This is a genomic window from Methylorubrum sp. POS3 (genome assembly GCF_043352485.1).
Taxonomy (GTDB): Bacteria; Pseudomonadota; Alphaproteobacteria; order Rhizobiales; family Beijerinckiaceae; genus Methylobacterium; species Methylobacterium suomiense.
The window spans coordinates 4,693,122-4,705,783 of the sequence record NZ_JAPRBT010000001.1 but is presented as its reverse complement, the minus strand read 5'-3'; the positions used below and the strand labels follow the sequence as shown (position 1 = coordinate 4,705,783).

At 69.0% G+C, this 12,662-nt stretch carries 11 protein-coding genes; all 11 read left to right on the top strand.

All coding sequences use genetic code 11. The features are described from left to right. Positions 1–2 precede the first annotated feature (2 nt). From bchB to puhE, 11 genes are read left to right on the top strand one after another with little or no spacing between them, the layout of a single operon-like run. Positions 3–1,604: a ferredoxin:protochlorophyllide reductase (ATP-dependent) subunit B gene (gene bchB, locus OWC43_RS21825; protein WP_393958297.1), complete on the top strand. Its 1,602-nt coding sequence runs from the start codon at positions 3–5 to the stop codon at positions 1,602–1,604. Next, the gene (locus OWC43_RS21820) at positions 1,579–5,295 is read left to right on the top strand and encodes a magnesium chelatase subunit H (RefSeq protein ID WP_393958296.1); all 3,717 of its coding nucleotides are present in this window, start codon (positions 1,579–1,581) and stop codon (positions 5,293–5,295) included. Before bchB ends, OWC43_RS21820 begins: the two co-directional genes overlap by 26 nt. Then, positions 5,292–6,185, top strand: a complete 894-nt coding sequence (gene bchL, locus OWC43_RS21815; protein ID WP_137828199.1) for a ferredoxin:protochlorophyllide reductase (ATP-dependent) iron-sulfur ATP-binding protein — start codon at positions 5,292–5,294, stop codon at positions 6,183–6,185. Before OWC43_RS21820 ends, bchL begins: the two co-directional genes overlap by 4 nt. 12 nt (positions 6,186–6,197) lie before the next feature. Further along, the gene (gene bchM / locus OWC43_RS21810; protein WP_393958295.1) at positions 6,198–7,055 is read left to right on the top strand and encodes a magnesium protoporphyrin IX methyltransferase; all 858 of its coding nucleotides are present in this window, start codon (positions 6,198–6,200) and stop codon (positions 7,053–7,055) included. Further along, positions 7,052–8,497, top strand: coding sequence for a BCD family MFS transporter (locus tag OWC43_RS21805; RefSeq protein WP_393958294.1), 1,446 nt, complete (start codon positions 7,052–7,054; stop codon positions 8,495–8,497). Before bchM ends, OWC43_RS21805 begins: the two co-directional genes overlap by 4 nt. Positions 8,498–8,511: 14 nt before the next feature. Further along, a complete protein-coding gene (gene puhA, locus OWC43_RS21800) occupies positions 8,512–9,285 on the top strand; it encodes a photosynthetic reaction center subunit H (RefSeq protein WP_393958293.1) in 774 nt (257 codons plus the stop codon). After that, on the top strand, positions 9,282–9,953 hold the full coding sequence (gene puhB, locus OWC43_RS21795) for a photosynthetic complex putative assembly protein PuhB (RefSeq protein WP_393958292.1): 672 nt from the start codon (positions 9,282–9,284) through the stop codon (positions 9,951–9,953). The genes puhA and puhB overlap by 4 nt, the downstream gene beginning before the upstream one ends. A 16-nt stretch (positions 9,954–9,969) precedes the next feature. Then, positions 9,970–10,473, top strand: coding sequence for a photosynthetic complex assembly protein PuhC (gene puhC, locus OWC43_RS21790; RefSeq protein WP_393958291.1), 504 nt, complete (start codon positions 9,970–9,972; stop codon positions 10,471–10,473). Continuing rightward, complete coding sequence (locus OWC43_RS21785; protein WP_393958289.1) at positions 10,470–10,766, top strand: hypothetical protein; 297 nt, start codon at positions 10,470–10,472, stop codon at positions 10,764–10,766. Before puhC ends, OWC43_RS21785 begins: the two co-directional genes overlap by 4 nt. After that, on the top strand, positions 10,763–11,851 hold the full coding sequence (gene acsF, locus OWC43_RS21780) for a magnesium-protoporphyrin IX monomethyl ester (oxidative) cyclase (protein ID WP_393958288.1): 1,089 nt from the start codon (positions 10,763–10,765) through the stop codon (positions 11,849–11,851). Before OWC43_RS21785 ends, acsF begins: the two co-directional genes overlap by 4 nt. A 1-nt stretch (position 11,852) precedes the next feature. Continuing rightward, positions 11,853–12,662: a putative photosynthetic complex assembly protein PuhE gene (gene puhE, locus OWC43_RS21775; RefSeq protein ID WP_393958287.1), complete on the top strand. Its 810-nt coding sequence runs from the start codon at positions 11,853–11,855 to the stop codon at positions 12,660–12,662.

The window sequence follows — 12,662 nt, the reverse complement described above, 5'->3', positions numbered from 1 at the left end:
CGATGCAGCTCACCGTCTGGACCTACGAGGGGCCGCCGCATATCGGCGCCATGCGTGTCGCCACCGCGATGGAGGGCCTGCACTACGTCCTCCACGCGCCGCAGGGCGACACCTATGCCGATCTGCTCTTCACCATGATCGAGCGGCGCGAGAAGCGCCCGCCCGTCACCTACACAACCTTCCAGGCGCGCGACCTCGGCGGGGACACCGCCCTGCTGTTCAAGGATGCGGTGGCACAGGCCCATGCCCGCTTCCGGCCGCAGGCGATGATCGTCGGCGCCTCCTGCACGGCGGAGCTGATCCAGGACGATCCAGGAGGATTGGCCAAGGCCCTGGCCCTGCCGATCCCGGTGATCCCGCTGGAGCTGCCGGCCTATCAGAAGAAGGAGAATTGGGGTGCCTCCGAGACCTTCTATCGGCTGGTCCGCGCCCTCTCCGGTCCTGCCGTCGTGCGCGCCCCGCGCGAGGGACGCCGCCCGAGTTGCAACATCCTCGGTCCCACGGCGCTCGGCTTCCGCCACCGCGACGACCTGATCGAGATCCGGAAGATCCTGGAAGCGCTCGGCATCGAGGTGAACGTGGTGGCCCCGCTCGGCGCGAGCCCCGCCGATCTCGGACGCTTAGGTGCCGCCGACTTCAACGTCGTCCTCTATCCCGAGATCGCCCGCGCGGCGGCGCAGCAGCTCGAGAAGACCTTCCGTCAGCCCTTCATCGACATCGTCCCCATCGGCGTCGGCGCGACGATCCGGTTCGTCGAGGCGGTGGCGGCGCTGGCCGGTGTCGATCCGGCGCCCGTCCTCGGCGGCGTGCCGTCGCGACTTCCCTGGTACTCCCGATCCGTCGATTCAACCTACCTCACCGACAAGCGCGTCTTCATTTTCGGCGACGCGACCCATGCGCTCGGCATCGCCCGCGTGGCCGCCCAGGAACTCGGTTTCCGCGTCGTCGGACTCGGCACCTACAGCCGCGAATTCGCCCGCGAGGTCCGGGCGGAAGCCGCCGCTCTCGGCATCGAGGCGATCATCGCCGACGACTATCTCGACGTCGAAGCCGCGATCCAGGCGGCCCAGCCCGAACTGGTGCTGGGCACCCAGATGGAGCGCCACGTCGCCAAGCGGCTGGGCATCCCCTGCGCGGTGATCTCGGCCCCCGTCCATGTGCAGGATTTCCCGGCCCGCCACTCGCCTCAGATGGGCTTCGAGGGCGCCAACGTCCTGTTCGACACCCTCGTCCATCCCCTGATGATGGGGCTGGAGGAACACCTGCTCGGGATGTTCCGTGAAGACCCCGAGTTCCACGATGGCGCTGCCCCCTCGCATCTCGGTCGCACGAGTGTCGAGCCGGCCGCCATGGGGCGGGTGCCGGCGGCTCTACCGCTCGCCCCGGCGCCCGCTCCGATCGTGGTCGAGGCCGCACAGGTCACCGTGGACCCGATCCCGACCACCGCCCCCTGGAGCGCGGATGCCGAGAAGGAACTGAGAAAGATCCCGTTCTTCGTGCGCGGGAAGGCCCGCGCGAACACCGAGCGCTTCGCCCGCGAGCGGCAGCTCCCGCTCATCACCCTCGAGACCCTCTACGATGCCAAGGCGCATTTCGGCCGCTAGGCCCGACATCCGCATCGCCATCGTCACGCTCGACAATCACTTGGCGAGCGCGGTGGAGCGGGCACGTCTGCGCCTTGCCCATGACATGCCGGGGCTGACCCTGAGCTTCCACGCCGCGGCCGAATGGGAGACCGATCCATCGGCACTCGCCGCCTGCCAGGCCGAGATCGCGCGGGCGGACATCGTCGTCTCGGCGATGCTGTTCCTCGACGAACATGTGCGGGCAATTCTTCCCGCGCTCACGGCGCGGCGCCCGCATTGCGATGCCATGATCGGCTGCCTCTCGGCCGCGGAGGTGGTGCGCACGACCCGCCTCAATCGCTTCGATATGAGCGGGGCCAAGCGCTCGGCGCTGGATTTCCTGAAGAAGCTGCGCGGCAAGCCCGGCGCGGAGGGCAACGCCGCCCGCCAGATGGCGCTGGTCCGCAAGCTGCCTCAGATCCTGCGCTTCATTCCCGGATCGGCCCAGGATGTTCGCGCCTATTTCCTGACGTTGCAATACTGGCTCGCCGGCTCTGACGAGAACGTCGCCGGTCTGGTTCGATTTCTCGTGCAGCGCTACGCCGCTGGCCCGCGAGCCGCATGGCGTGAGATCGCCGCCGCGCCGGCCCCGCTGCACTATCCCGAGACGGGCCTCTACCACCCGCGCATGCCGGGCCGGGTCGGGGAGGATGCCGCCCGCCTGCCCTCCATGTCGGGGGCAAGGGGGCGGGTCGGCCTCCTGCTGATGCGGTCGTATGTTCTGGCCGGGAACACGGCGCATTATGACGGCGTGATCGCCGCCCTCGAAGCGCGCGGCCTCTCCGTCGTTCCCGCCTTCGCCGCCGGCCTCGACAACCGCCCGGCGGTCGAGGCCTTCTTCGAGCGGGACGGGCGACCGGTCATCGACGCCCTGGTCTCGCTCACCGGCTTCTCCCTGGTGGGCGGACCCGCCTACAACGACGCGGCGGCGGCGGAAGGTTTGCTGGCCCGGCTCGACATTCCGTATCTCGCCGCCCAGGCGCTCGAATTCCAGACGATCGAGCAGTGGCAGGAGGGCGATCGCGGCCTCTCGCCGGTGGAGGCGACCATGATGGTCGCGATTCCCGAACTCGACGGCGCCACCGCGCCGATGGTGTTCGGCGGTCGCTCCTCCGCCTCCGGCCCGGACAACGCCCGCGACATGCGCGTGCACCCGGAGCGGGCCGCGCGCCTGGCCGATCGGGTCGAGCGCCTGGTGGCGCTCCGGCGCAAGGCGAGGGCCGAGCGGCGGCTCGCCATCGTGCTGTTCAATTTCCCGCCGAATGCCGGTGCCACGGGCACCGCCGCCTTCCTCTCGGTCTACGCTTCGCTGCTCAACACGCTGCGGGGCTTGGCCGCCGACGGCTACGACGTCGACGTGCCGGAAAGCGCCGACGCGCTGCGCGAAAGACTTCTCGGCGGCAACGCGGCGCGCTTTGGCACCGCCGCCAACGTCCATGCCCGTATCTCGGCGGAGGATCATGTCCGCCGCGAACCTCATCTCGGTGAGATCGAGGCGCAATGGGGCCCGGCCCCCGGACGCCATCAGAGCAACGGTGCCGACATCCTCGTCCTCGGCGTCCAACTCCGGAACGTCTTCGTCGGGGTGCAGCCCGCCTTCGGCTACGAGGGCGATCCGATGCGGCTGCTGTTCGAGCACGGCTTCGCCCCGACCCACGCCTTCAGCGCCTTCTACCGCTACCTGCGCGAAGATTTCGCCGCCGATGCCGTCCTGCATTTCGGCACCCACGGCGCGCTGGAATTCATGCCGGGCAAGCAGACCGGCCTGTCGGAGCGATGCTGGCCCGAGCGACTGATCGGCGCCCTGCCGAACATCTATCTCTACGCCGCCAACAACCCTTCAGAGGGGACTTTGGCGAAGCGCCGCTCCGCCGCGACCCTGGTGAGCTACCTCACCCCGAGCCTCGCCGCTGCCGGGCTCTATCGCGGACTGATCGACCTCAAGGCTTCGGTCGAGCGCTGGCGGGCGCTCGAGCCCGAAGCCGCCGCCGAGCGGGCGAGCTTGGCCGAGGTGATCCAGTCTCAGGGCGCGGCGCTGGACCTCACCGCCGCCGAGCCCGCGTGGCACGGCGATGTCGCGGAGCGGGTTTCCGCGCTCGCCGCGGCGCTGACGGAACTCGAACACACCCTGATCCCGCACGGGCTGCACGTCGTCGGCGAAGGAATGCCGTCCGAGGATCGTATCGACCTGCTGATGGCTCTGGCGGAGGCCTCGCACGGGTTGAAGCCCGCGCGAACCGGGATCGAATTGCTGATCGGGGGGGCGGCTCTCAACGAGGCGCTTTCGGCCGCGGGCCTTCCGCTTGACGAGACCGGTCGCTCCGCCTTCGCCGATCTCGCCCGGATCGATCGCGACTTGTCCCGCGATCACGAGATCCCGGCGCTGCTGCGGGCGCTCGACGGGCGCTTCGTCCCCCCGGTCGCGGGCGGCGACCTTCTGCGCAATCCGTCGATCCTCCCGACGGGACGCAATCTCCACGGCTTCGACCCATACCGCCTTCCCTCCGCCTTCGCCGTTGCCGACGGTGCGCGCCAAGTGGCCCGCGTGCTGGAGCGCTACACCGCCGAGGGGAAGCCCCTGCCGGAGAGCGTCGCCATCGTCCTGTGGGGCACCGACAACCTTAAGAGCGAGGGCGGGCCGATCGCCCAGGCGCTGGCCCTCATCGGTGCCGCACCGCGCTTCGACGGCTACGGTCGCCTCGCCGGTGCCGAGCTGATCCCGCTCGACATCCTCGGCCGTCCTCGCATCGACGCCGTCGTCACCCTCTCCGGCATCTTTCGCGATCTTCTCCCGCTCCAGACCAAACTCCTGGCGGAGGCGAGTTACCTCGCGGCGACGGCCGACGAGCCGAGCGACACCAACTACGTGCGCAAGCACGCGCTCGCGATCCAGGCCGAGCAGGGCTGCGACATGGAGACGGCGGCCCTCCGTGTTTTCTCCAACGCGGAGGGGGCCTACGGCGCCAACGTCAATCACCTCGTCGAGTCGGGCCGGTGGGACGACGCCGACGAGCTGTGCGAGACCTTCTCGAAGCGCAAATCCTTTGCCTATGGCCGCAACGGCCGCCCGGCGCCGCAGCGCGAACTGATGCGCGCGGTGCTGGCCAGGGTCGACCTCGCCTACCAGAACCTCGATTCCGTCGAACTCGGCGTCACGAGCGTCGACCATTATTTCGACGGGCTCGGCGGCATGAGCCGGGCCGTCGCCCGCGCCCGCGGGTCGGCAGTGCCGGTCTATATCAGCGACCAGACCAGGGGGGAGGGCCGCGTCCGCTCCCTCGACGAGCAGGTGGCGCTGGAAACGCGCACCCGCATGCTCAATCCGAAATGGTACGAGGGTCTGCTCGGCCACGGCTACGAAGGTGTGCGCCAGATCGAGGCGACGCTGACGAACACCGTCGGCTGGTCGGCCACCGCGGGGGCGGTGCAGCCCTGGATCTACGAGCGGATCACCGAAACCTACGTGCTGGATCCGGCGATGCGTGAGCGCATGGCCGCGCTCAATCCCACGGCCTGCGCCAAGGTCGCGAGCCGCCTGATCGAAGCCCATCGTCGTGGCTTCTGGACCCCCGACGCCGCCACCCGCGACGCGCTCGACCGCGCCGAGGAGGAGCTGGAGGACCGGCTCGAGGGCGTGACACCCGGCATCACCGCAGGAGTCGCGGCATGAACATCGCCATCCGGAATCCCGTGCCGCTGCGCCGCGAGGAGGGCAGCGTTCAAGTCGCCCTCGACCCGTCCGACAGGATCGAGACCGCGAAGGTCTTCGCCGTCTACGGCAAGGGCGGTATCGGCAAGTCGACCACCTCGTCGAACCTCTCGGTCGCCTTCTCGAAGCTCGGCAAACGGGTGCTCCAGATCGGCTGCGACCCCAAGCACGATTCGACCTTCACCCTTACGAAGCGCCTCGCGCCGACCGTCATCGACGCGCTCGAATCGGTGAACTTCCACTCCGAGGAGTTGCGGCCCGAGGACTACGTCGTCGAAGGCTATAACGGCGTGATGTGCGTCGAGGCCGGCGGCCCGCCCGCCGGCACCGGTTGCGGCGGCTATGTCGTCGGGCAGACGGTGAAGCTCCTCAAGGAGCATCACCTGTTGGAGGACACCGACGTCGTCGTGTTCGACGTCCTTGGCGACGTGGTCTGTGGCGGCTTCGCCTCGCCGCTCCAGCACGCCGACCGCGCGCTGATCGTCACCGCCAATGACTTCGACTCGATCTTCGCGATGAACCGGATCGTCGCGGCGATCCACGCCAAATCGAAGAATTACGGCGTGCGGCTGGGCGGGGTCATCGCCAACCGCTCGGCCAAGACCGACGAGATCGACCGGTTCAACGACGCGGTCGGCCTGCGCCGCCTCGCCCATTTCCCCGATCTCGACGTGGTGCGTCGCTCGCGACTCAAGAAATCGACGCTGTTCGAGATGGAGGATTCGCCCGAACTCAGAGCCGTCACCGACGAATACATGCGCCTCGCCGAGACGCTCTGGGCCGGGGAAGACCCGTGCGAGGCCGTTCCGATGAAGGATCGCGACCTGTTCGAATTCCTCGGCTTCGATTGATCGGATCGCGTGATGAGCAGCTACGTCACCCGCCGATCCCAGCTCGAAACCTATTTCGATCGCACCGCCGTCGAGGCTTGGTCGCGGCTCACTTCGGACGCGCCGGTCTCGAAGATCCGCGCCACCGTACGCGCCGGTCGTGACGCCATGCGGACGACGCTGCTCGACTGGTTGCCCGCCGACATGCGCGGCCTGCGCCTGCTCGATGCCGGCTGCGGCACTGGAGCGCTGGCCGTGGAGGCGGCGCGCCGCGGTGCTCATGTGACGGCGATCGACGTGTCGCCGACCCTGATCGGACTTGCCCGCGAGCGCCTTCCGGAGATCGCCGGGCCCGGCTCCATCGAGTTCCGTGTCGGCGATATGCTCGATCCCTGGCTCGGGCGCTTCGACCACGTCGTCGCGATGGATTCGCTGATCCACTATCAAGCACCCGACATCGTCCGGGCCTTGGCCGAGCTGTCCTTGCGCACGGACGGCAGCATCGTCTTCACCGTGGCGCCCCGCACCGCGCTGCTCACGTTGATGCATGCCGCAGGCAAGTTCTTCCCGAAGGCCGACCGGGCGCCCGCCATCGTCCCGATCACCGAGGGCGGCTTGCGTCGGCGCATCGCCCGCGAGCCTGCGCTGGAGCGGTTCGCGGTGGAGCGCACGCGGCGGATCAACAGCGGGTTCTACCTCTCCAACGCGATCGAGCTGACGAAGTCCCCATCCTCCAACCATCTCCCTCACCCTGAGGTGCCGGAGCGTAGCGGAGGCCTCGAAGGAGGGCTCCAGCCGGTCGCGCGATCCCTGGAGCCCTCCTTCGAGGCTGCTTCGCAGCACCTCAGGATGAGGGGAGGGAATGGGAGTGCGGGAGGTCGGTCGGCATGAGATCCGGCCTCACCCTCACGCAGGCCCTCCTGCGCCTCGGCCCGGCGATCCTTCCCTTCGCCGATGCCGCGACGAAGGAGCTGCCGCTCGGGCGGCTGATGCGGCTGGCGCTGTTTCAGGTCACGGTCGGTATGGCGGCCGTGCTGCTGATCGGCACGCTGAACCGCGTCATGATCGTCGAACTCGCGGTCCCGGCCTGGATCGTGGCGGTGATGCTGTCCCTGCCGCTGCTGTTCGCGCCCTTGCGGGCGCTGGTCGGCTTCCGATCCGACACGCACCGCTCGGTGCTGGGCTGGCGGCGGGTGCCCTATATCTGGTTCGGCACGCTGCTGCAGTTCGGCGGGCTGGCGATCATGCCGTTCGCCCTGCTGATCCTGTCGGGGGACACCACCGGCCCGCTCTGGGTCGGTCACGTCGCCGCCGCACTCGCGTTTCTTCTCGTGGGGGCCGGCCTCCACACCACGCAGACCGTCGGCCTCGCGCTCGCCACCGACCTCGCCCCGGCCCATGCCCGCCCGAAGGTCGTCGCGCTGCTCTGCGCCATGCTGCTCGTCGGCATGATGGGCAGTGCGCTGCTGTTCGGGCTCGCGCTCGCGAACTTCTCCGCCGTCCGGCTGATCCAGGTGATCCAGGGCGCGGCCCTCATCACCATCGTTCTCAACGGAATCGCCCTGTGGAAGCAGGAGCCGCGCGATCCCGCCCGCACCGGCCGCGACGTCCCGCGCCCGAGCTTCTCGCAATCCTGGCACGGCTATGCCGGCGAGCCGACGGCGCGGCGCCGGCTGGTCGCGATCGGGCTCGGCACCGCCGCCTTCTCGATGCAGGACATTCTGCTCGAACCCTATGGCGGTCAGATCCTGGGACTCAGCGTCGGCCAGACTACGGCGCTCACGGCGATGCTGGCGGCGGGCGGCGGCCTCGGCCTCGTGGCGGCGGCGCGCTGGCTCGCCCGCGGCGGCGACCCTTACCGAGTCGCGGCGGTGGGTTCGGTCATCGGCATCCTCGCCTTCTCCGCCGTCGTCTTCGCGGCGCCGCTCGCCTCCGCCCGGCTGTTCGCCGCGGGGGTGACGCTGATCGGCATCGGCGGCGGCCTGTTCGCCCACGGCACGCTCACCGCGTCCATGGCCAAGGCCGGGCCGGACGACACCGGACTGGCGCTCGGCGCGTGGGGCGCAGTGCAGGCGACCGCCGCCGGGATGGCCATCGCGGCCAGCGGCATTCTGCGCGATGTCGGCGCGGCGGTGGCCCAGACCGGCGTGCTCGGCGAGGGCATGAACGAGCCGGCCATCGGCTACCTCATCGTCTACCACGTCGAGATCGCGCTCCTGTTCGCCACCCTCGTGGCGATTGGCCCGCTCGTGCGCATCGACAGCCCTGAGCCCGTGCGTCCGGACGAGGGACGCGCGCGACCCTTCGACCCCCTCGTCAATCGTCCCACCTGATCGGGAGGAGCGTCATGCCCAGAGGCGAGATCACCGGCTATATCGACGTCGCACAGATCACGCTCTACGCGTTCTGGCTCTTCTTCGCGGGGCTGGTCTTCTATCTGCGCCGCGAGGATCGCCGCGAGGGATATCCCCTCGAGAACGAGGCCGCGGGACGTCTGAAGTCCTACGATCCCGTGCTGATACCGACACCGAAGGCGTTCCGCCTGTCGAGCGGCCACACCACCTACGCGCCGCAGACCAACGTCGCCTACGAGACCGACGTGCCGGCGACCAAGCGCGAGCCCTGGCCGGGCGCACCTTATTTCCGCACCGACACCTCGCTCCAGGCCGGTGTCGGGCCGGGCTCCTGGACGCCGCGCCACGACGAGCACGACCGCACCTGGGACGGGCATTACCGTATCGTTCCCCTGCGGGTCGCCGACACCTTCGTGGTGCACGAGGCGGGCCCGAATCCTATCGGCATGTCGGTGCTGGGAGCTGACCGCACTGTTGCGGGCACCATCAGCGACCTCTGGGTCGACCGGGGTGAATCGTTCGTCCGGTACTACGAGGTCGAACTCGGCGCGGGCGGGCGCCGGGTGCTGATGCCGGCGACCTTCTGCACCACCAGCCTGTTCACCCGGACGGTCTCGACCGAGGCTCTGCTGGCTTCGCAATTCGCCGACGTGCCCGGCCACAAGGATCCGGATTCGGTGACGCTGCTCGAGGAGGAGCGGATCATGGCCTATTTCGGCGCCGGAACCCTCTACGCCACGCCGGCCCGCGCGGAGCCGATCCTGTGAGCGAGTCGGATTTCCTCCCCGAGGGCACCCTGCGCGGGATGCCCGGCCCGCTCCCCGCGGGCGAACGCATCCTGTGGCGCGGCGCCCCGACCTGGCGCGGCGTTCTCACCCAGATCTTCCATGTCCGCCCGGTCGTGGCGTGGTTCGCCGGCACCGCGACGCTGTTCGGCATCGCCGCCGCGGCTCAGGGCGGCGTGATGACGGCGCTCAGCGTGGTCGGTCCGACCCTGCTGATCGGCGGCGGCGGCATCGCGCTTCTCACGGTGCTGGCGTGGCTGGTCCACCGCACCACCGTCTACACGATCACCGACCGCCGGGTCGTCATGCATGTCGGAATCGCTCTGCCGATCACGCTGAACCTGCCCCATGCCCGAATCGAGGCGGCGGGCCTCCATCTCTTCGCGGACGGCACCGGCGACATACCCCTGCTTCTGCCGCCGGGCGAACGGATCGCCTATCTCCATCTCTGGCCGCATGCCCGGCCTTGGCGGGTGAGCCGCCCCGAGCCGATGCTGCGCTCGGTGCCCGAGGCGCGCGCGGTCGCGGAATGTCTGGCCAAGGCGCTTGCGGCCGAGGGGCCGCGCGTCGCCGAGAGCCCAGTTGCGATCATGCCGGAGCGTCCGCGGGCCAGCTCGGCGCAGCCCGGCCGCCTTGCCGCAGCCGGATAAGGTCGAGGAGAGGCCCATGCCGATCGAGCTCCCCGCCCGCCGCCCATCCGAGCCGCCGCCCGTACGCCGCCCGCTGCAATCGCTCGCCCTCCTCGGTGTAAGCGCGCTGCTGGGGATCGTGCTGCTCGCCGTGTTCATCGGGCGCCGCGAGGGCGTCGGCCTGACCGAGCTGCCGTCGGCCCGCCCAGTGGCGAGCCTCGGCTTCCGGGCGGAGGATCGGCCGGACGGTGCGGTCGAGCTGGTGGGGGCGCAGGACAATCGCTTGGTGGCCCGGATCGCGCCGGGCGAGGGGGGGTTCGTGCGCGGCACCCTGCGCGGCTTGGCACAGGCCCGTCAGCGCGAGGGGCTGGGGCCCGAGCAGCCCTTCACATTGACGCGATTCGACAACGGCACCCTCGCGTTGGAGGATGCCGCCACCGGGCGCCACGTCGCGCTGGAGGCCTTCGGCGCCACCAACGCCGCGGCCTTCGCCCGCCTCCTGCCCGGCAACGAAGTCCAAGAGGGGAGGGGCCGGCCATGACCTGGATCGGCAGAACGGTCGTCGAGGTGCCGTGCACCGTCGAGATCGAGCAGACGCCCGAAAGCCTGCACGCCCACGTGACGCTGGATGCCGGCTTCGACATCGAGCCGGGCGACGAGGTGCAGGTGCACGACGCGCCCACGGAGGTGCCCTACGGCGAACGGCTCACCGTGCGCCGCACCGCCACCGTCACCCGTGCCGGCCGCCTCGAGCGAACCTGGACCAAGTTGATCGCCCATCTCGAGCTGACCGAGCTCTACGAGGTGAGCTTTTCCGAACGGAGGACGCTGTGAACGCCAATGTCCAGCCCCCGGCAGGGATTCCGGTCCCGCGCCATCCGGTCAACGAATCGACCAAGGCCGCTCAGGAGACGACCTTCCTCAGCCCGCGCTTCTACACGACGGATTTCGAGGAACTGGACCGGACGAATGTCGAGCCGGTGCGGCGCGAGTGGGACATCCTGATCGACGAGCTGCGCTCCGACCCGAACAAGCGCCACTTCGTGCGCAACGAAGAGTTCGACTGTGACCTGTCGCATCTCGATCCCGAATTGCGGAAGGAGTTCCTCGACTTTCTCGTGTCGTCGATTACTGCCGAATTCTCCGGCTGCGTGCTCTATGCCGAGATGCGCAAGCGCGCGAAGAACAAGGACATCAAGGAACTGTTCGGCTTCATGAGCCGCGACGAGGCCCGGCATGCCGGCTTCATCAACGACACGCTCAAGGATTTCGGGATCGGCGTCGATCTCGGCTTCCTCACGAAATCAAAAAAGTACACTTTCTTCAAACCGAAGTTCATCTTCTACGCCACTTACCTGTCCGAGAAGATCGGCTACGCTCGTTACATCACCATCTTCCGCGAGCTGGAACGTAATCCCGATCGACGCATCCATCCGATCTTCAAATGGTTCGAGAAGTGGTGCAACGACGAGTTCCGCCACGGCGAGGCCTTCGCGCTGCTGATGCGGGCCAACCCGAAACTGACCTCGGGCATCAACCGCTACTGGATCCGCTTCTTCCTGCTCGCCGTCTACGCGACGATGTATGTCCGTGACCATTGCCGCCCGGCCTTTCACAAGGCTCTCGGCGTCGATCCGAGCGAGTACGACTTCAAGGTCTTCCGGATCACCTCCGAGATCTCGAAGCAGACCTTCCCGATCACCCTCGACATCGACGATCCGCGCTTCAAGGCCGGGCTCGACCGGTTGCTCGATTGTGCCCGGAAGATCTCCGACGCACGGGCACAGGGGGGAATCGGTGGCAAGCTCAAGCACGGCGTTCAGGCGCTGCGTGCGGCCGGGACCTTCGCGCGCCTCTACTGTCTGCCCGTGAAGGAGCACCGGATGCCCGCCGACATCCGCCTCCAGCCGGTCTGGTAGCATGGGTGACCTCGCCGCCCCGGCACTCTTCGCCGTCCTGCTGTGGTGGGCCGCCACCGGACTGGTGCTGGTGCTCCAGCACCGGCCGAGGCAGCACCATGCCCGCTTGATCCTGGCGGCGAGCATCGGGCTGGCGGGGGCGTTCTGGGCGATCCGAGCAAGCGCGGGCGATCCGTCGGAGGCGGGTGCCTATCTCGGCTTCACCGCGGCGGTCGCCGTCTGGGGCTGGCAGGAGATGAGCTACTATATGGGCTTCGTCTCCGGCCCGCGCCCGGCGGCCTGCGCACCGTCGCTGCGCGGGCTCGACCGGTTCTTCGCCGCCCTCGCCACCAGTCTGTGGCACGAATTCGCGATTCTCGCCGGGGGGTTGGCCATTCTCTGCCTGACCTGGGGGCAGGAGAACCGGGTTGCGCTGTGGACCTACGCGCTGCTCACGCTGATGAATGCCTCGGCGCGGCTCAATCTGTTTCTCGGCGTGCGGAATCTCCACGCCGAATTCCTGCCGGCCCATCTCGGCTACTTGGCCTGTTACCTGTCACGACGGCCGATGAACCCGCTGTTTCCGGTCTCCGTGACGGTCGGCACAGCGGCCACCGTGCTGCTCGTCCGGGGGGCGATCGCCCCGGAGATGACCGCCGGGACGGCGACCAGCCTCACCCTTCTCGCGACGCTCTGCGCGCTCGCCACGCTGGAGCACTGGTTCCTAATGTTGCCGCTCCCCTCGGCGGCACTCTGGAGCTGGGGCCTGCCGGGCCGATCCGCACCCGTCGCCGCCGACGCCTCGGAGGGCGGCTCAACCCCACACGACTAG